This window comes from Pseudoalteromonas sp. S16_S37 (assembly GCF_014694405.1).
Taxonomy (GTDB): Bacteria; Pseudomonadota; Gammaproteobacteria; order Enterobacterales; family Alteromonadaceae; genus Pseudoalteromonas.
The window spans coordinates 52,269-71,946 of record NZ_JAAUWV010000001.1 but is presented as its reverse complement, the minus strand read 5'-3'; the positions used below and the strand labels follow the sequence as shown (position 1 = coordinate 71,946).

The 19,678-nt window shown below is 41.9% G+C and carries 19 protein-coding genes; 8 read left to right on the top strand and 11 right to left on the bottom strand.

Annotated features, from left to right (window positions below; all coding sequences use genetic code 11):
• Positions 1-35: 35 nt before the first annotated feature.
• The 5 genes from ispG to ndk all read right to left on the bottom strand — a co-directional run bounded on the left by ispG (position 36) and on the right by ndk (position 5,642).
• On the bottom strand, positions 36-1,154 hold the full coding sequence (gene ispG, locus HC733_RS00360) for a flavodoxin-dependent (E)-4-hydroxy-3-methylbut-2-enyl-diphosphate synthase (RefSeq protein ID WP_190363082.1): 1,119 nt from the start codon (positions 1,152-1,154) through the stop codon (positions 36-38).
• A 7-nt stretch (positions 1,155-1,161) separates the two neighbouring features.
• Positions 1,162-2,061, bottom strand: coding sequence for a RodZ domain-containing protein (locus HC733_RS00355; RefSeq protein WP_190363081.1), 900 nt, complete (start codon positions 2,059-2,061; stop codon positions 1,162-1,164).
• Positions 2,058-3,584, bottom strand: coding sequence for a type IV pilus biogenesis/stability protein PilW (gene pilW, locus HC733_RS00350; protein WP_190363080.1), 1,527 nt, complete (start codon positions 3,582-3,584; stop codon positions 2,058-2,060). Before pilW ends, HC733_RS00355 begins: the two co-directional genes overlap by 4 nt.
• A gap of 126 nt (positions 3,585-3,710) precedes the next feature.
• On the bottom strand, positions 3,711-4,847 hold the full coding sequence (locus HC733_RS00345) for a bifunctional tRNA (adenosine(37)-C2)-methyltransferase TrmG/ribosomal RNA large subunit methyltransferase RlmN (protein ID WP_190363079.1): 1,137 nt from the start codon (positions 4,845-4,847) through the stop codon (positions 3,711-3,713).
• A 363-nt stretch (positions 4,848-5,210) separates the two neighbouring features.
• Complete coding sequence (gene ndk / locus HC733_RS00340) at positions 5,211-5,642, bottom strand: nucleoside-diphosphate kinase (protein WP_190363078.1); 432 nt, start codon at positions 5,640-5,642, stop codon at positions 5,211-5,213.
• 255 nt (positions 5,643-5,897) lie between these two features.
• On the opposite strand from ndk, the gene trhP reads away from it, so the two are divergent.
• Both trhP and HC733_RS00330 read left to right on the top strand, forming a co-directional pair.
• The gene (gene trhP, locus HC733_RS00335) at positions 5,898-7,256 is read left to right on the top strand and encodes a prephenate-dependent tRNA uridine(34) hydroxylase TrhP (RefSeq protein ID WP_190363077.1); all 1,359 of its coding nucleotides are present in this window, start codon (positions 5,898-5,900) and stop codon (positions 7,254-7,256) included.
• Between the two features lie 2 nt (positions 7,257-7,258).
• The gene (locus tag HC733_RS00330; protein ID WP_190363076.1) at positions 7,259-7,510 is read left to right on the top strand and encodes a YfhL family 4Fe-4S dicluster ferredoxin; all 252 of its coding nucleotides are present in this window, start codon (positions 7,259-7,261) and stop codon (positions 7,508-7,510) included.
• A gap of 65 nt (positions 7,511-7,575) precedes the next feature.
• Here the strand turns inward: HC733_RS00330 and HC733_RS00325 are convergent, their stop codons facing one another.
• Entirely contained in the window at positions 7,576-8,505 is a 930-nt protein-coding gene (locus tag HC733_RS00325; RefSeq protein ID WP_190363075.1) for a porin, read from the bottom strand.
• 213 nt (positions 8,506-8,718) lie between these two features.
• Positions 8,719-9,564 (bottom strand): LysR family transcriptional regulator, encoded by an 846-nt coding sequence (locus tag HC733_RS00320; protein WP_190363074.1) that lies wholly within the window; start codon positions 9,562-9,564, stop codon positions 8,719-8,721.
• Between the two features lie 87 nt (positions 9,565-9,651).
• On the opposite strand from HC733_RS00320, the gene HC733_RS00315 reads away from it, so the two are divergent.
• Together HC733_RS00315 and HC733_RS00310 are read left to right on the top strand one after the other, a co-directional pair.
• The gene (locus HC733_RS00315) at positions 9,652-10,020 is read left to right on the top strand and encodes a DUF413 domain-containing protein (protein ID WP_190363073.1); all 369 of its coding nucleotides are present in this window, start codon (positions 9,652-9,654) and stop codon (positions 10,018-10,020) included.
• Between the two features lie 182 nt (positions 10,021-10,202).
• A complete protein-coding gene (locus HC733_RS00310) occupies positions 10,203-11,438 on the top strand; it encodes a diguanylate cyclase (protein ID WP_190363072.1) in 1,236 nt (411 codons plus the stop codon).
• 25 nt (positions 11,439-11,463) lie between these two features.
• Here HC733_RS00310 and rarD read toward each other — a convergent pair whose 3' ends face one another.
• Together rarD and HC733_RS00300 are read right to left on the bottom strand one after the other, a co-directional pair.
• A complete protein-coding gene (gene rarD / locus HC733_RS00305; protein ID WP_190363071.1) occupies positions 11,464-12,366 on the bottom strand; it encodes an EamA family transporter RarD in 903 nt (300 codons plus the stop codon).
• A 153-nt stretch (positions 12,367-12,519) separates the two neighbouring features.
• Positions 12,520-12,975 (bottom strand): thioesterase family protein, encoded by a 456-nt coding sequence (locus HC733_RS00300; RefSeq protein WP_190363070.1) that lies wholly within the window; start codon positions 12,973-12,975, stop codon positions 12,520-12,522.
• 108 nt (positions 12,976-13,083) lie between these two features.
• Here HC733_RS00300 and recQ point away from each other — a divergent pair, with 108 nt between their 5' ends.
• From recQ to HC733_RS00280, 4 genes are all read left to right on the top strand, one after another.
• Positions 13,084-14,901, top strand: coding sequence for a DNA helicase RecQ (recQ, locus tag HC733_RS00295; RefSeq protein ID WP_190363069.1), 1,818 nt, complete (start codon positions 13,084-13,086; stop codon positions 14,899-14,901).
• A 17-nt stretch (positions 14,902-14,918) separates the two neighbouring features.
• Positions 14,919-15,215: a DUF3630 family protein gene (locus HC733_RS00290; RefSeq protein WP_190363068.1), complete on the top strand. Its 297-nt coding sequence runs from the start codon at positions 14,919-14,921 to the stop codon at positions 15,213-15,215.
• 78 nt (positions 15,216-15,293) lie between these two features.
• Complete coding sequence (locus tag HC733_RS00285; protein ID WP_190363067.1) at positions 15,294-16,991, top strand: hypothetical protein; 1,698 nt, start codon at positions 15,294-15,296, stop codon at positions 16,989-16,991.
• A 71-nt stretch (positions 16,992-17,062) separates the two neighbouring features.
• Positions 17,063-17,614 carry a mechanosensitive ion channel family protein gene (locus tag HC733_RS00280; protein ID WP_190363066.1) on the top strand — a complete coding sequence of 184 codons (552 nt, stop codon included), beginning with the start codon at positions 17,063-17,065 and terminating at the stop codon, positions 17,612-17,614.
• Between the two features lie 111 nt (positions 17,615-17,725).
• Here HC733_RS00280 and HC733_RS00275 read toward each other — a convergent pair whose 3' ends face one another.
• Together HC733_RS00275 and rimK are read right to left on the bottom strand one after the other, a co-directional pair.
• Positions 17,726-18,784, bottom strand: a complete 1,059-nt coding sequence (locus tag HC733_RS00275; protein WP_190363065.1) for a succinylglutamate desuccinylase/aspartoacylase domain-containing protein — start codon at positions 18,782-18,784, stop codon at positions 17,726-17,728.
• Positions 18,771-19,676 carry a 30S ribosomal protein S6--L-glutamate ligase gene (gene rimK, locus HC733_RS00270; protein WP_190363064.1) on the bottom strand — a complete coding sequence of 302 codons (906 nt, stop codon included), beginning with the start codon at positions 19,674-19,676 and terminating at the stop codon, positions 18,771-18,773. The genes HC733_RS00275 and rimK overlap by 14 nt, the downstream gene beginning before the upstream one ends.
• Between the last annotated feature and the right edge of the window lie 2 nt (positions 19,677-19,678).

Genomic DNA, 19,678 nt, shown 5'->3' with positions numbered 1-19,678 from the left:
AACAAGAGTAAAATTACTTCTTCGATATGTGCTGATTATTCGACAATCTTGATATCTATTTCTGGCTGTTGCTCTTTTTTTGCAACAAATTCACGAACTTGTGCTTCTAGTTGCTCTACGATATTGTCATTATCAATACGCAGCTTTTGTCGCTCGCCGTTAATGTATAAGCCAGAGCGGCGATTTGCGCCCGCCAGACCAATATCACTAACCAAAGCTTCTCCTGGTCCATTTACCACACAACCGATCACGGAAATTGAGATGGGCGTGATGATATCCTCTAAGCGCTCTTCCAGTTGGTTCATGGTATTTACCACATCAAACTCTTGGCGAGAGCAGCTTGGACAAGCTATAAAGTTAATGCCTCGTGAGCGAATTCGTAATGATTTTAGGATATCAAAACCAACTTTAATTTCTTGTACAGGGTCAGCCGCGAGCGATACACGTAATGTATCACCAATACCCTCGGCCAACAGCATGCCTAGACCAACTGCAGACTTCACAGAACCAGAACGGAAACCACCCGCTTCGGTGATCCCTAAATGCAACGGTTGATCAATCTCTTTCGCTAACAGTCTGTAAGCGCCAACTGCTAAAAATACATCGGATGCCTTAACCGAAACTTTAAACTGGTCAAAGTTCAAACGCTGTAAAATTTCCACATGGCGCATCGCTGACTCAAGCAAGGCCTCTGGTGTAGGTTCACCATACTTTTCCTGCAAATCACGCTCAAGTGAACCACCATTTACACCAATTCGGATCGGGATATTTCTCTCTGATGCGGCATCGACCACGGCACGAATACGATCTTCTGAGCCAATATTACCTGGGTTGATACGTAAGCAGTCCGCGCCATATTGCGCTACTTTAAGGGCAATTCGATAATCAAAATGAATATCTGTCACAAGTGGAATATCAACTTGCTCTTTGATACTTTTAAACGCTTCAGCAGCATCCATAGTGGGTACTGACACACGTACAATGTCTGCGCCCGCATCTTGAATAGCGCGAATTTGCGCAACCGTTGCATCAATATCAAGCGTGTTGGTATTGGTCATAGATTGCACCGCAATTGGTGCTCCGTCTCCAATCGGAACATTACCCACGTTAATGCGTGTCGACTTTCTGCGTTTTATCGGAGATTCTGAAAACATAAGACGGTTACTCTGCTAACGGTAATTTAAATTTTGCTAAACGGTTTCTTGGCAGGCTAGATAAGTCAATTAATTGGCCATCCAATTCAACTTCAACCACTTGATGTTTGCCCAGCACGATAGAAAAAGGTGCTTTACCTTCTACCGTCATGGTGTAGCCCGCTTTTTTAACACCAAATGCAATGCGCTCTTGTGTCGCATCAAATATTTCAACCCAACTATCATCACTAAAGCGCATTATTACTGTACTTATTGATGGGTCTTTTTTCTCTACAGCAGTCTTTATTGTTGGCTCTTCATTGAGTTGAGCTTGCTCATCAGATTCATCCGCCAAAGTCGTTTGTTGATTAACTGGTTCACTGTCAGTCGCGGATGAACTTACTTCATCCGACGTACCTGTATTTAACTGCTTTGAATCTTCAGGCTCTAAACTGGCTTGTTGTTCGCCAACGGGCGTTACATCAGTTGTTGTTACAGGCGGCAAATTAGCATCAGTTACGCTGTCGTTGGTCTGCCAAAACCAGATCCCTGACGAGCCTAATACCAACGCCAATATAAAGTAGCTAAAGATCATTAAGCGATTATCACTGGCTTCTTTTTCAGTACGCCGTGAAAAGCTTTGCATTCTCTTAGTTGGCTCAGGTGCTTTAGGTGCGTCCATTAAAGCTAATAGCTGCTGTGCATCAATACCAAGTAGGGCACTATAACTCTTAATGTAACCTCGGATAAAAGTAACAGGGCCTAAGTCTTGATAATCATCTTGTTCTAACTTAGTTACTTGCACCACGGTTAATTTTAGGCGCTGCGATACATCTTCAACACTCATACCAGCAGCAATTCTAGCTGTATGAAGCGATTGTCCTATAGTAGGAACTTGTTCTTCCATTTCGATGTTTTCTTGTTTCATAAAACGTAACTATCAGGGTCCACAATCAGTAATCCATGACCTTCTTTTAAGGCCACATCCGGTGTTAATTCATTCCATCGCATTAAATCGTCGATCAGCAATCCATGTTGAGTCGCTATTTTGAATAAAGTATCTCCCGCTTGAATAGCATGCATTGTAGCAGGATTATTTAGATAAATTTTCTGCCCTGCAGCCACTCTATCGGATTCTTTTAGGTTATTCCAACGCAGTAAATCAACCAGCTTGATATCGTATTTGACCGATAAGCTAAATACGTTTTCGGCAACTTGTATTATATGAAATGGCACTTTAGGTGCACTTACTTTTTTGTTCACAAGCGGTAAGTTTTGCAAATTTGCCTCAAAAGCACTCGCCGTTTTAGTTAGGCTCGTTACTACTTTACCAAATCGCACATCGCTCGGATCAGGTTCATAAAAACGCACAACATTTTTATTTGTTTGCTCACTCAGCGCTTGCTCCTGCATTGAACTTGTTGCTGCACTTTTTGATTCCGCTGACTTTTGCTCGCCCGCCATAGTAGATTTGGCGGCTGAACGCGCCGTGAATTCTGCCTCAGCAGGTAGTAGCGATATACCCAGCGATTTATGCTCCTGCGGCGTTTCTTCATTCACTACCTTCCGCTTCACTTTTATTTTTGGCTGTAGCGATAAATGAGAAGGTGAGTTTTGAGTTATGCTTTTTAGTTGAGCTAAACGATACTGCTCTTTCAAATTGGCAAACTCATTGTTGTTTATTTGCTCGCTCAATAATGCTTTCGCTTGAAAAGAATCAGGATAAGTTTGAATAAGCAAATCAGCGATTTCTTGTGCCTTTTGCAAATGCCCCATACTAACGTGTAATAGATGCTGTAAAAGCATACTACGCGGTGACACAAAGCCTTTATCGGAGTAATTTTCTAAAACGCCCATCGCCTGATGTAAATCACTTTTAGCATAAAATAAGGCGGCTAAACCGATCAGCGCTGACTGACTACGACCATCGTGCGCTATCGCACTGTTGAGGTAATCTTCAGCTTTTGAAAAGTCATCTTGTTTTATGGCACATAGCGCTAAATTTTCATAGCTGCGCGACACTCGCAGATAACTAGGCACATCGATGGCTTTAAAAAACTGTTCGCTAGCTGCTTGATACTCGCCAATACGACACAAGAACGTACCATAGTTATTTAGGGTATTCGGGTTATTCGGGTCGAAACTCAAGGCCTTTTGATAAGCTTTGCGAGCCCGCTCATCTTCACCAACTTGTTCGTAGTAATATGCCAAAGAATAATGGCCTTGAGGCAAGTCAGGTGCAAGCTGCAAAGCCTTTTCAAGATTATACTTCGCTTGACTTGTATTACCTGAACGCAAATATTGCAATGCCAGAGTAATGCGCGTTTTAGCGGCTTCTTGGTTATTTACTTCGTTTCTTACATTAGGTTTGTTTCTTGTGACTGAACTTGTTTCAGTAACACACCCAGATAATAAACCAATTGCAACGATAGAAATCAAGCAAGAACGCATGCACCACCCTTTATGTAATAACACTGTGCCCTTATACTACCTAAAAGTCCTTATGATTCATCTATTTTTTACCACAAGGACCCATTTAAAGTGTCGTTGGCAGCACTTTTACACTTGTTTAGTGTATTAGTTAGCACTGACCTTAACTGCGATGGCATTATCTTCACGTTGCTGCTTTTTAGCCAAACGCTTAGTTCTGTCAACAACATCGCCCACTAGTTGACCACATGCGGCGTCAATATCATCACCACGAGTACGACGTACAATACACGTTAAGCCTGCTGCTTGTAGCACTTTTGAAAAGCGATCGATGCGGCTGTTACTTGAGCGACCATATTCGTTACCTGGGAATGGGTTAAACGGAATAAGGTTAATTTTTGAAGGTGTGCCTTTAAGCACTTGAACCAGCTCATGTGCATGATCGGTACTGTCGTTAACACCTTGTAGCATCACATATTCAATGGTGACATCTTTATTTGCTTTAGAGCCATCAATATAACGACGACATGCCGCCAAAAATTCTTCAATTGGATACTTTTTGTTAATTGGCACTAACACGTCACGCAATTCATTGTTCGGTGCGTGTAATGAAATCGCCAATGCAACGTCAATCTTTTCTTTAAGAATATCAAGTGCAGGTACAACCCCTGAGGTACTTAATGTGACGCGACGCTTTGATAACCCAAACGCCCAGTCATCCATCATCAGCTCCATGGCAGGCACAACATTGTTAAGATTAAGCAATGGCTCACCCATGCCCATCATTACCACGTTAGTAATAGGACGCTTAGTGCTATCACCATCATGTATGCCGATATCTTTCGCTACACGCCACACTTGACCTATGATCTCTGACACTTTTAAGTTGCGGTTAAAGCCCTGCTGCGCGGTTGAGCAGAAAGTACACTCCAACGCACAGCCGACTTGAGACGATACGCACAAAGTCGCTCGCTCTTTTTCCGGGATCCAAACGGTTTCAACTTCTTGACCACCATCAAGCAATAAGGCGTATTTGATAGTACCATCGCTAGCCACTTGCTTAACTGAAATCTCCGGTGCTCTGATCTCACATTCAGCCGCTAACCTTGCTTTGAGCTTTTTATTAATGTTACTCATTTGCTCGAAGTCGTCCACGCCGAAATGGTAAATCCATTTCATTACCTGATCCGCGCGAAACGGCTTTTCACCGAAAGTAGCAAATAACTCACGCATGCCCTCGCGGTTTAAATCAAGTAAATTAATCTTTTTTTCTGTAGTGGCCATGAAACAACCTCAATTCAAGTGACGGTATAACATTAGTAAGGCAGCCGCACATTGTACAAAAAACATGCAACAATAACAATCTTAGCGAATTGTTTTGCTAAATGCTCAAAAGCATAAGCATTTAGCAAAACACCTAGTGTTCGGTACGAAGTACTCGGTACGAAGTACTCGGTACGAAGTACTCGGTACGAAGTACTCGGTACGAAGTACTCGGTACGAAGTACTCGGTACGAAGTACTCGGTACGAAGTACTCGGGACGAAGTACTCGGTACGAAGTACTCGGGACGAAGTACTCGGGACGAAGTACTCGGTACGAAAAAAGGGCTCGAAAGCCCTTCTTTCATTTGCTCATAAACTCGAAATTAACGAGTACGTGGGCAAATTTCTTCTTCTGCGAAGAAGTAAGCGATTTCGCGAGCAGCTGATTCAGGTGCGTCTGAACCATGTACCGCGTTTTCGTCGATGCTGTCTGCGTAGTCAGCACGTAAAGTACCAGCTAGTGCGTCAGCAGGGTTTGTGGCACCCATGATTTCACGGTTCTTACGAACTGCATCTTCACCTTCAAGAACTTGAACCATTACTGGGCCAGAAGTCATGAAAGAAACTAAAGCACCAAAGAAAGGACGCTCTTTGTGCTCTGCGTAGAAACCTTCAGCTTTCTCTTGAGAAAGGTGAACCATTTTAGAAGCAACGATCTTAAGACCAGCTGATTCGAAACGGTTATAGATTGCACCGATGTGGTTTTTAGCTACCGCATCAGGCTTGATGATTGAAAAAGTACGCTCTAAAGCCATCTTTTTTGCTCCAAAATAGTTTGTGATTATTAACGGGCGCGAATTATACGCGTTTTAGCTGCAAAAACCTACTACATTTCCCTGTTATGTGGCTCGGTTCATGCGCAAGTAAACTTCATTCTGAGCAAAACAAATCATGATCTAAATCAAAATCTCTTTTTCGATGCTGTTTTATACTGCGCCGCTTTTTTATTTCGAGTCAATTTTGACCCCAACAGCTGGCTTGTACCCAGTTCGATGTATGAGGTTTTTATCATGTTTGTACCAGAACTCCTTTCACCTGCGGGTAGTTTAAAGAATATGCGTTACGCTTTTGCGTATGGCGCAGATGCCGTTTACGCCGGTCAACCACGTTACAGCTTACGCGTTCGTAACAACGAGTTTGACTTAGACAACCTAGCACTAGGCATCAACGAAGCTCATCAACTAAACAAAAAGCTCTATGTCGTATCAAATATTGCACCGCATAACAGCAAAGTAAAAACTTACTTACGCGATATAGAGCCTGTTATTGCTATGCAGCCTGATGCGCTGATCATGTCTGATCCTGGTCTAATCATGTTGGTACGTGATAAATGGCCAGACATGCCTATTCATTTATCCGTGCAAGCGAACGCTGTTAACTACGCAAGCGTGCAGTTTTGGGCCAAGCAAGGTATTGAACGCGTGATCTTATCACGTGAGTTATCACTGGAAGAAATTGCTGAAATTCGCCAACTGTGCCCGCAAACCGAGCTGGAAGTATTTGTTCACGGTGCTTTATGTATGGCGTATTCGGGCCGCTGCTTGTTATCAGGTTACATCAACAAGCGCGACCCAAACCAAGGCACTTGCACTAATGCTTGTCGCTGGGAATATGACGTAAAACCAGCAAGAGAAACCGAAACTGGTGATGTGGTTCATAAAATTGATCCCAAGTCTGTGATCCCAACACTCGGTGAAGGCCAGCCAACATCGGAAGTATTTATGCTTGAAGAGCAAGGTCGCCCAGGTGAATATATGCCAGCGTTTGAAGATGAGCATGGTACTTACATTATGAACTCAAAAGACTTACGCGCTGTACAGTATGTTGACCAGCTGACCAAGATGGGTGTGCACAGTTTAAAAATTGAGGGGCGTACCAAATCTTTCTATTATGTGGCGCGTACTGCACAGGTGTATCGTAAAGCCATTGATGATGCTGTTGCTGGTAAGCCATTTGATCCTAACTTGATGCATACGCTCGAAAACTTAGCTCATCGCGGGTACACCGAAGGCTTTTTAAAGCGCCATGCTCATCAAGATTACCAAAACTATGAATATGGTCACTCTGTGTCAGACAAGCAGCAGTTTGTCGGTGAAGTACTAGGTCGCCACGACAATGGTCTGGTAGAAATTGACGTGAAAAATAAGTTTTGTACGGGTCACAGCCTTGAACTTATGACACCACAAGGGAACATCTCGTTTAACCTTGAACATATGGAAAACAAAAAAGGTGAGCGTATTGATGATGCCAAAGGCTCAGGTCACATTGTGAAGATCCCACTGCCTGAAGATATCAATCTCGACCACGCCATATTAATGAGAAACTTAGATAACAACCAAGATACACGTAATCCGTTCAAAAAGGCCTAACCATGGCGTTGATGATCAACTCTAAGTGTATCAATTGTGATATGTGCGATCCGGAGTGCCCTAATCAGGCCATTTATTTTGGGGAAAAGATTTACGAGATTGACCCTAACAAATGTACAGAGTGCGTAGGTCACTATGATACGCCAACCTGTGTCAGTGTCTGCCCGATTGATTGTATCAAGCCCGACCCTAATCATAAGGAAGACTTAGATACTTTAGCGGAAAAATATTTGCGCTTAACAGGGCAAAGTTAAGCCAACATACACAACGAAAAAAGGCTCAACATGTTGAGCCTTTTTGGAGGGAATCTTCTATTTAATTAGAATTTGTATTCAATACCTAAACCTAGGTAATCACGTTCAACTTGGTTATCACCGTCAAACGTTGAATAGAAACCATACAATTTTGTTGCTTTGTTAAGCTTGTGGTCGATACCAATTGAAACACCATCAAGCTTGTCACCTTGGTCAAAGTCAATAACTTGGTATTGCGCTTTTAACGTATTTGCACCAAAGCTATACGCTGCGTTTAACATGTAGCCATCAGCCTCATCAGAGCCATCTACTTTTTCTTGAGTTTGATACATAGCACCTAGTTTAAAGTCAGCTACTTTACCTTGCACGGCAAAACGCACTGCATCACGGCCATTCACTTCACTATCAACTGCAACAGCAGCGTAGATAGAAGATTTTTTCAAACCGCTATCACCATATGTTAATGCTGTTGAAAAACCGTTTTCACCGTCTTTCTTATCTTCAGCGATATAAGTGCCTAACACTTTGAAACCGTTAAAACTTGCTGATTTATATGAAATAGAGTTGCCTAAACGGTTCTCACCTTTGAACAGGTTTTTGATATCACCTTCTAGGTCATTGAATAAATCAAGTTTACCTTGTGACTGTTTAAAAGCCGTGTCGTTACGACCAATCACAACTTCACCAAAGCCACCTTTTAAACCAACGTATTGGTTACGAGCAGTGATGTTATCTTTACCGTTCTTTGAATCATCGTCAGATAAGTCCACTTGAAACTCTAGTTTATAGATAACTTCTAAACCACCTTCCAACTTTTCTGCGCCTTTAAAGCCAAAGCGAGACGCATTACTTTTGATCTCAGTTACAGAGCCTTCATCTTCATCACTTGATTGTAGTGAAACGTTCGCTTTTCCGTACACTGTTACATCAGCGTAGGCGTTTAATGACAAGGCACTCAATACAGAGAGCAAAAGTGCAGAGTTAGTCAGTTTCATGTGTATTTCCTCAATATCGCAACACGTTAATTTTGAACATGCGCAGTTTGCCAGCACTAAATGACAAAAATATTACATCGCGCGAGATTAAGTAAAAAAACAGCCTTAAAAATGAAACCTTTTGGAAATAAAAGAAAATAACCTAATCATTACAACAAGTTGCAACCATTACCCAAAACACAAACATGTCATAAAAAAGATATATAAATGACATCATCTAAGTGATTCAAGTAAATTAGTGATTGTTTCTATCTGCTCCTTTTGTTCATTATCTTTATGGTATGCAATGAATATTTCTCTTGAAACTTGGTCAACACAGTCAATATGAAAGAGCTTTTTCTGTTCTATCATATCTTGTGCTAATGCTTGAGGAATAAACGCACTGCCGCCACATTGCATAATGAGATCAAGTGCAATCCGCCCTGTGCTGGTTCTAAAATAAGGAGGTGTACTGCCTGAAAACTGCTTAGCATGCCATAATGAAAATGCAGTCCCCCAATCAACATAAACATATTGATTATTAAAAAATGCTAACGCATCTTCACACTCAAAAGTACTTACAGGAATAATTGCTAAATCTCTAATCGGCTTGACGATTAGTTCATCAACTTTTGGGGGGTCAAATAAAACCGCTAAATCCAACGTTCTTTCTAACAGTAATCGGGTACTTTCTTGCTGTGCCTTCACTTCTGCCATAAGTGAAACACCCGGCATTGCAGCAACAATATTGTTGATACCAAATTGTAAAAATGCATCCCAAATATTGGGGGTGCCGGATAACGACAGCTGTTTATGCATGCTATTGGCAAGGGCAACATCTACTTTGGCTCGCTGCATACCTGTTAAGATCATAGTTGCATGGGGCAATAAGCGTTCCCCTGGCGCAGTAAGTTGGATATTATTGCGTTGGCGAATAAATAAATTCACGCCTAAAGATTGTTCGAGCTGACGAATACGAAAGCTCACAGCTGATTGAGTTATATATAAATTTTCTGCTGCGCGACCGAAATGACGAGTCTTAACTACTTCGACAAAAGTTTTTAATAGATCTATGTCCACTTTTGTTCCTTACGATAAAAAAAACTTGTTTAAAAAAATTCTAATCCTGATCCATACTCCACCCAATATCAATGTGAGGATTGAGTTATGGATCAGAACCTAGCGAATTTACGCAATGCTTTTGTAAGCCCTCGCGCTTTTTATGACGATGCCAATTTTCCAAGAGGATTTAGCCGCAGCGGTCACTTTACGCTCGCCGAAGCTCAGGCTCTTGAACAACACGGTGTATTATTAAAAAGCTTATACAACAAAGACTGCGAACCACAAAATAGTTTTCAACTACAATTTGTTAATGTCATGGAAGGACAGCTCCCGCCAAGTAACATAATTGAACGTGCTTGGGCAAAATATTTAAAGCTCACAACCTGTAAAACAAAATTTCATACGCTATTTGGTCGCTCAAGAGCAGTACCAGACTCGTATACCCCAGCATATAGCGCTGACGACGATCTATAATCCCATCAGGTGCGTCTTTTTGGCGCACCTCATTTAAGCTACGCACTTCCAACACGCCAACCAACTATTTTTAGCCTTCAGTTTATACTACACTTTCTAAATTAACTCATTCACATGCATTGCATTTTTGAGTAGATCAGTTTAAAACTTAAACGTGCACAAAAATATAACAAGGCCGCATAGTGACCCATAGAATACTTATCGTAGAAGATACCCCAACCATTGCCACAGTACAAAAGCATATCGCGGTATCTTGTGGTTATGAAGCTGATATAGCTCAATCACTGGCACAAGCACAAGTGTTAATTAGTGAGCACCATTATTTCTGCGCCGTTGTTGATTTTATTCTACCCGACGCGCCTAACGGTGAAGCCATACCAGTCACGGTAAATGCAGAGATCCCAACCATTGTAATGACTGGGAATATTGATAAACGCACGAGGGAAACGGTTGATAAATATCCCATCATTGATTACATCACCAAAGAAAATAAACAAGCTTATCAATATCTAAAAAAGCAGCTTACCCGCCTACCTCGCAATGAAACAGTAAAAGTGCTGGTGGTTGAAGATTCTCGTCATTCACGATTATATATCAGTAATTTATTGTATCGACATAAGTATCAAGTGCTAGAGGCTAAAGATGGTGTAGAGGCGCTCGAAGTATTACAGCAAAACCCAGATATTTCAGTCATTATCGCTGACAACGAAATGCCAAGAATGAATGGAGATGAGTTGTGCGTCGAAATTCGTCGTTTGTACAGCAATGAAGATAAAGTGATTATTGGTGTATCTGGTTCGGATTCACCGCACTTGTCTGCACGCTTTTTAAAAAGTGGTGCGAATGATTACTTGCGAAAACCATTTAACGCAGAAGAGTTTTATTGTCGACTTAGTTTGAACGTCGATATGCTAGACCAAATAGCGACTATTAAGTTGCAAGCTAATACTGACTATTTAACCAAGCTTCCCAATCGTAGATATTTTTTTGAGCAAGCCAAAAAATTTCAAAAAATACGTGCGATCAACAATCAAGCTAGCCAAGTATCCATGATAGACATTGATCACTTTAAGCGTATTAATGATGATTATGGCCATGATGCTGGTGACGATGTACTTGTAGCACTTGCAAAAGTTTTTGATAAGTTTTTCTCTGAGCAACTGTTAGCAAGGCTAGGAGGAGAAGAGTTTGTTATTTATTTCAATAGCAATGATGAGCAAGAAAACAGTAAACAGCTAGAACAATTTCGCAAATACATCGAGCTTAATAGCCGCTCCTTTACGCAACATAATATACAGTTTACGGTTTCTGTTGGGTTTGTATCAATGCAAGAAAACGAGATAGACGAGCTATTAAAAGACGCTGATAAAAAACTCTATAAAGCAAAAGAGTTAGGTAGAAACCGAGTTGTTCTCTAACTCTTTTGCCAACAATGTTAGGCCTTTAAGCTTGCTGTTTTCGAAGCTTTCTAGAGAATTGATAAGCGTCCCAACTAAATAACGCTAATGCACTCCAAATAAAAACGAATGTGACCACACGTTGCGCAGTAAACTCTTCACCATAAAAAACAACCGCTAAAACAAACATTAGACTTGGCCCAATATACTGGAAAAACCCTAACGTAGAATATGGGATCCGTTTTGCTGCAGCAGTAAAGCACAACAAGGGTAGCGTAGTAACAACTCCCGCACTTATCAATAGTATATTGATTAAAATACTGTTTTCGCTCAAGTCTGAAGTAGTCGTTGGAGCAGAAAAATACCAATATGCAAGGGCTAACGGCAACAAGATTGCAGCTTCAAGCAGTAGCCCAGGCAAGGACTCCACTGGCACTTTCTTGCGGATTAAGCCGTAAACGGAAAAAGAACTCGCCAAGGCAAAAGCAATAACAGGAAAAGAGCCAAAACTTACAACTTGGATCAGCACACCAACAACAGCAAAGCCAACCGCAACAAGTTGCCATTTTCTCAGCCGTTCTGCCAAAAAAATCATCCCCAAAAGCACGTTCAGTAGTGGGTTTATGTAATATCCCAAACTTGTATCAAGCATGTGCTCATTATTTACAGCCCAAATGAACAACCCCCAGTTAAAGCCCAATAAGCAAGCACTTACACATAGCATTAACAGTAGCTTCGGCTTTTTAATAATATGCTGTACTTTATGCCACTGCTTTAAAAGCCCAACTATGACAGCAATAAATACAACCGACCAAATGACTCGATGCACTAAGATTTCCATAGCATCAATAAAGTCTATTTGCTTAAAGTAAATAGGTGCTAAGCCCCACATCAAAAATGCCAACGAAGCAAAAAGATAGCCTTTTTGTTCTGCGTTTTCTTGGCCCATACTACCCCCTTCAATTTAGAGGCAGCATTATACCTACTTTCTTTGCAGTTATTCGTCAAATTGAGGTAATCGCTTTGTTAAATTAATGGCATTAACTAAACACCATTAATCGCCTGCATTTTTTATAATAATGCATATACCTATAACTGCCGTTCAACCGACTAAATAGGTCCCTGTTCCAAATGCGATTTGAACCCCTTCCTCGTTATGCAACTCCATTCTACAAACGCACACTTTATTGCCCGAACGTATTAAAGTTGCACTCGCAATGAAGTATTCGCCTCTTCCAGGGCGTAGAAAATCAGTACGAATATCTATGGTCCCAAGTGTTGCTAATTTAGCTGGCACACTGCTGAGCTCTTCATCTGCTAGTTTATTTATAATTGATGCAGCTGCGAGCATTCCACCAACATTGTCTAACACCGCAGAAATAACACCACCATGAAGGATTTTTTGTGTTGGATTACCAATAAACTCATCTTGCCACGGCAATTCGATACGCGCACTTTCAGCATTTAATTCTTTTATAGTGATGCCGAGAAAGCGATTAAATGGCATTTTCTCAACAAAAATATTGCCCACTTGACTGATTAACAACGCTCTATCCATACTTACCTCAAAACTCATCTGACCAGTAAAAGTTATGCTTAACTTGCCTATTTTGCAAGCGCTAAAAATTACAGACAATCGAATGAAAAACCTCTAGAATGCTCGGCGATGGAAAACCAAGTGCTTCAAACTGATCAAACTCATACGTACACTGTGCTCAAAGACGTTTTTGGCTACAGTGAGTTTCGTGATGGCCAAAATGCGGTGATCAATGCCGTATTGGAGTCACAAGATGCTTTAGTTTTGCTACCAACTGGTGGTGGAAAATCCCTTTGCTATCAAATCCCTGCGCTGACTTTACCCGGATTAACCGTTGTTATATCTCCGCTCATTTCTTTGATGCAAGACCAAGTTGCACAATTGCAAGCATTGGAAATAAAAGCTGAATTTGTTAATAACAGCCTCACTTTTGAACAGCAACAAGTTATCTATCACCGCTTACACATGGGCGACATAAAGCTACTCTATGTTGCGCCTGAAAAAGTGCTTCAGTATGAATTTAAAGAGCGCCTAAAGCAGTTAAATATCAGTTTGTTCGCCATCGATGAAGCCCACTGTGTATCACACTGGGGGCATGACTTTAGACCCCACTATTGCCGCTTGAGCGAGCTTAAACAACATTTCCCGACAGTGCCCATGATGGCACTCACAGCAACAGCCGATACCGCTACGCGCAGAGACATAGTGCAACAGCTGGGCCTTAACCAGCCCTATATCTACACTGGTAGCTTCGACAGACCCAACATTCGCTACACCATTGAAGAAAAGTTCAAGCCACTGTCACAACTAATGCGTTACTTAAGAATGCAAAAAGGCCAAAGCGGTATTATTTACTGTACCAGTAGAAAACGTGTTGATGACATAGCCCAGAAATTAGCGGATGCAGGATTCAATGCTGCTGCTTATCATGCGGGAATGAGTAACGAGCAACGTCAATTTGTGCAAACTGCATTTGCCAGAGACGACATCCATATCGTGGTAGCAACGGTTGCATTCGGTATGGGTATCAACAAATCTAACGTTCGTTTTGTGCTGCACTACGATATTCCCAAAAGTATTGAAGCATACTATCAAGAGACAGGGCGTGCAGGTCGAGATGGGCTCGCGGCAGAAGCCATCATGTATTTTGACCCTGCTGATATCGGTCGTGTAAAACGCTTTTTTGAAGATATTGAAGACGAACATAGACGCAGAGTTGAAGAGCAGCGCTTTAATGCCATGGCAAGTTTTGCCGAAGCACAAACATGTCGTCGACAAATACTACTTAACTATTTTAGCGAATATCAACGAGAGCCTTGTGGTAACTGCGATATTTGCCTCAACCCTCCGAAACGTTTTGACGGCACACTGGTGGCACAACAAGCCTTATCATGCGTATATCGTGCCGAGCAAAGATTTGGCTTAGGTTATATCGTCGATGTATTACGCGGTGCAAATACCAGTCGCATTAGAGATAATCAGCACCACACACTGAGCACTTACGGCATTGGTAAAGAGCACAGCAATGAGTATTGGCTCAGCGTACTCAGACAGTTAATCCACCATGGTTTGCTCACGCAAGATATTACTCAAGGTGCTAGCTTACGTTTAACCGAAGCGGCACGTGCGGTGTTAAAAGGCGAGTATGCTTTGCAACTTGCAGAGCCTAGATTACAGGCCAAACACGTTTATCAAGATAAACTTGCCCAGTTTAATTATGATAAAAAGCTGTTTGCGAAACTGCGTAGCTTGCGAAAAGAGCTAGCTGATGAAGATGATGTCCCACCTTATGTAGTATTCAATGATAAAACGTTGGCTGAAATGGCGCAGCTTATGCCAACTAACGACAGCGAATTTTTGAAAATTTCCGGTGTAGGATTTACCAAACTCAGTAAATATGGCGCGCCTTTTATGCAGTTGATCCGCAACTACCTTGCCGCTAGCTAATCACCAAGAGATATTAAATGAGCAAAATTGAACTTGATTTTGAACACCAAGTACTGGTCATTACCCCAAACTGCCTACCCGACGCGGACGAATTTGAACTATGGGCGAAAATATTTTTACACTTCCCTGAGCAGATAAAAATATTAGAATATGCCCAAGGCGCAGACCGCCATCAACTGCGCTTTTGCTACGCTGAGCATAACTTCAACCTTAACTTTGAGCACTACAGTGAGAGTATTTGGGTCTCGCCAGAAGGTCATGATGCACAAGCTCAGTTAGACAATTTAAAGCAATTGTTCCTATCAAATTCTTGATAATGCAATAGACTTAAAGGTAACAGGTTAACTATAGTAACAGATTCATATGACTAGATAATTCTTCGGGAGCTGTGAATGAAGGCGCTAAAATGCAATCTAATTCTCATCATTTTCAGCTTCCTCCTGAGCCCCTTGGTGCTGTCTAGCGAGTTCGGCAATATCATCCACAGTTGCGCAAATCAAAGACCGCTTGAGGCGCTTAATAGCGACCTTAATAGGCAATTAGATAAAGCGATAAAGCTACCTGAAGAAGGCAGCAACAAAAGAATAAAAACCATCAGCTTTCATCAACTCAACGTATTTGATACCAGCATCCCAGAAGAGAACAACGCGTTATTTCGTTTTGCTAACCGTGCTCATATAACGACGAAACCCGAAGTACTACGCAGTATATTATTGTTCCAAGAAGGCGACGGTTATTCTCAAAAGAAGCTAATCGAATCTGAGCGTTTACTACGTAGTCAAAACTTTTTATATGATGCCAGAGTATTTGCCGAAGAAGATTGTGATGGCAATATAGAGGTGAGTGTTGTTACCCGTGACTTGTGGACGCTACTGCCAGAACTGAGCTTTAGTCGCAGTGGCGGCGAAAATTCATCTAGGATCGGTTTTAGAGAAAGTAATTTATTTGGCTGGGGAAAACGTTTATCACTCACTCAAACCAATGATAAAGACCGCTCTGGATACTTATTTATCTACGATGACCCGCATATTTTATCAACCCGCTATCGGGGGCGCATTGAGTATGCAGACAACAGTGATGGAAAACGCCACTACCTAGGCATTCAATATCCTTTTTATTCTACCGATGCTCCTTATAGCTACGGGATATCGGATTTTCATAATCAACGCACGGAATCTTTATACCAAGCAGGTGAAGTTGTCTCTGAGTATGACCATACAAGTAAGGTCTCCGATATCTATTTGGGCGCAGCCACAGCGCTACAAAATAGCTGGACGCAGCGCTTGAGTCTTGGCGTTCGCAATCAAGAAGATACTTTTATTGCGACAGCAGCGACTAAATTGCCACTGGCAAAAAACAGAAGGCTTTCTTATCCCTATCTACAAGCACACTGGTTTGAAGACAATTTTATAAAAGTGCGAAATTTCGACTCGATATATCGCACAGAAGACCTCAATTTAGGATGGAATATCAATGCCTTGATTGGCTACTCCGATGACCAATTGAGTAACGATGAGAGTCACTTTATCTACCAACTCTCGTTGCAAAAAGCGCACTACACCTCAGATAGAAGCTTATGGCGAACCGAATTAGCACTCAATGGCCAGTGGAATAGTGAGCAAAATACGGCTCGTAATATGCTCTCTCAAGCCACGTTTGAATATTACTTAAACACGAGTTTGTATCAATCTTGGTATGCAAAAGTACAGCTACGCTTTGCCAAAAACCTAACTGAAGATGTGCAGTTAACACTGGGTGGAGAAACTGGTTTACGTGGCTACCCAATTAAATATCAACACGGAAGTAAAAGCGTTTTAGTTAATTTAGAAAAGCGCTACTACTGGGAATATGATTTACTGCAGTTATTTAAGGTCGGTGGTGCAATCTTTTTTGATATTGGTCGAGTCAGAGGTAATAGTTTAGTCAACAGCGACCCGAACTATCTTAAAAACATTGGTATGGGTCTGCGCCTCGCACCTAGTCGTGCTAATGCAGGGTTAGTGTTGCATTTAGATGTAGCCACGCCAATAAATGCTCCTGACAACATAGATGGCGTACAGTGGCTATTCACAGTTAAGAATCGCTTTTAACCAATCTTCCCTAGCGATATGATATAGCTATACTATTTCAGCTAAGAGATCACACTATTTTGTCTTATCTTATGACCTTTTTGAGCGAGCAATACCGTTTAATCGTCACTATTGTTGTTTTATTGCTCTTTCCAGTTATTTTAAAGTTCAGTCGACGTCTTTTAGAAAAAGTAACACAGGGCAAAATCGACCCTCACCGTCAGCTCAGAGCTGAGTTACTGCTTAAAATGATAACTGCTATGGTACTGGTGTGTATGCTATTGGTATTTTGGGGTATTGAATTGCGGGGCTTACTGGTACTTGGCTCTTCTTTGTTTGCTATGCTTGGCGTGGCGTTATTTGCCGCTTGGTCTTTACTGAGCAATCTCACCTCCTTCTTATTAATGTTTATACAAAATTACTGCCGTGTTGGTAACTGGGTTAGAATCGTTGACGGCGCAAACCACGTTGAAGGCTGCATTATTGAAATGGGATTGATGAATGTGGTGCTAAAAAGTGTTGATGGGAATCGCGTTATTTATCCAAATAACCTGTTTGTCACTCGGCCTGTTTTAGTGCTCAATCAAGAACCTAGCAAACCTAAAACGCCTACAATAAAACGCGTTTTAGGTCCTAAAAAGTGACATATTGGTTATTTTAATGTATCGCGAGCTTTCACTTTTACCGTATGAAAGCCGCTTTACAGGCTAAGCAATTGGCAGGCTTATAGTTTGCTCACTCATTGACTAGCTAGGTTAGTTATTGAGTATCACACCACCATTGGTTTCGTTACCATCGCTTAGTTCATCAATAAACGACTCTACCTGTTGCTCAACGATGCTATTTGCATGGGCAAAGAAAGCAAGATGAAACACGGCATCCCCTTCATTTACTAATGGCATTGTTTGTTGACCAATGACAATACCACTGCGTGGCGCCAACAAGGCTAGCTCGTTATTACCTAACGGGTTGTCTATGTAGGCCAGTACCTGCCCCTTCATAACTCTCTCACCGAGGTTTACCTGAGCACGGACGATGCCGTCAACTTCGGCCCTCACCCAGCTAGTTGACGCGGCTATCACTGCATCTGCACCCTTTTTGCGTCGGCGTCCTTTAAGCATTCTTAGCTTTCTAAGTACATTTTCAACGCCCTTTAAACCACCAGCTATCGCAACTGGGTCAAAACGCAGGGCTTCTCCGGCTTCATAAGTAATGACAGGGATATTACGACTACTTGCTTCACTGCGAAGCGAACCGTTACGTAATGTAGCGTCAATCACTACAGGCGTACCAAAAGCGTGTGCAATTTCAGCGGTTGCAGGGCACGATAAATCGGCACGCACTTGTGGCAAGTTAGAACGGTGTATTGAACCTGTGTGCAAATCAATAATATGCGTACATAAACTTGCTACCTGAGAAAAAAACATGTGCGCCATCCTAGCACCTAACGAGCCACGCTCAGAGCCAGGAAAGCAGCGATTGAGATCTCGTCTGTCGGGCAAGTAACGTGACTTTTGTACAAAGCCAAAGACATTCACAACAGGTACGGCAATGAGCGTGCCTTTTAAATCTTGCACATCTACTTTAGCAAGTAATTGTCGAACTATTTCAACGCCGTTGAGTTCATCCCCATGAATGGCAGCACAGACCAACACGACAGGCCCAGATTCCAAGCCATTTACAACTTCAATCGGAATAGTCAATGGCGTGTGGGTATACAGTTTTGCTATCTCTAGCGACAGCGTTTTTCTCTCACCCACACCAATAGATGTTTCTAGTAAAGTGAAAGGTCTATTTATTTTAGCCTTTGCCACGCGTTGCGGTCCTCCTAGATGCAGCATTTTTTTCAATAAAATCAATTATCATACCAGCAATATCCTTGCCTGTTGCTTTTTCAATACCTTCAAGGCCTGGAGAAGAGTTCACTTCCATCACCAATGGTCCACGGCTTGAACGAAGTAAATCCACACCAGCCACATTTAAACCCATGGCCTTTGCGGCTGCGACAGCAGTTTTTCGCTCTTCAGGTGTAATACGCACTAAGCTGGCGCTGCCTCCGCGGTGTAAGTTGGAGCGAAATTCACCTTCTTGCGCTTGACGCTTCATTGCTGCAATCACCTTATCACCAATAACAAAGCAGCGAATATCCGCGCCACCTGCTTCTTTGATGTATTCTTGCACCATGATATTCGCTTTAAGGCCCATAAATGCTTCAATAACACTCTCTGCAGCTTTACGCGTTTCAGCTAGCACTACACCAATGCCTTGGGTACCCTCTAGCAATTTAATCACCACAGGTGTACCACCCACCATTTCTAATAAGTCTTTAACATCATCTGGTTTACTAGCAAACCCAGTAATCGGCATACCCACACCTTTGCGAGACAATAATTGTAGCGATCTAAGTTTATCTCTTGAGCGCGTAATTGCCACTGACTCATTCAATGGGTATACACCCATCATTTCAAATTGACGAAGTACTGAGCAGCCGTAAAAGGTCACCGATGAACCAATTCGTGGTACAACTGCATCCACTTCAATGACCTTTTCACCTTTAAAGTGAATTTCAGGCTCATCTGAGTTGATATTCATATAACAACGCAGCGCATCCAGTACCAAAATATCATGACCACGTTGCTTAGCAGCTTCAATCAAGCGGCGTGTTGAATAAAGTTGTTTGTTACGTGATAAAATCGCAATTTTCATTG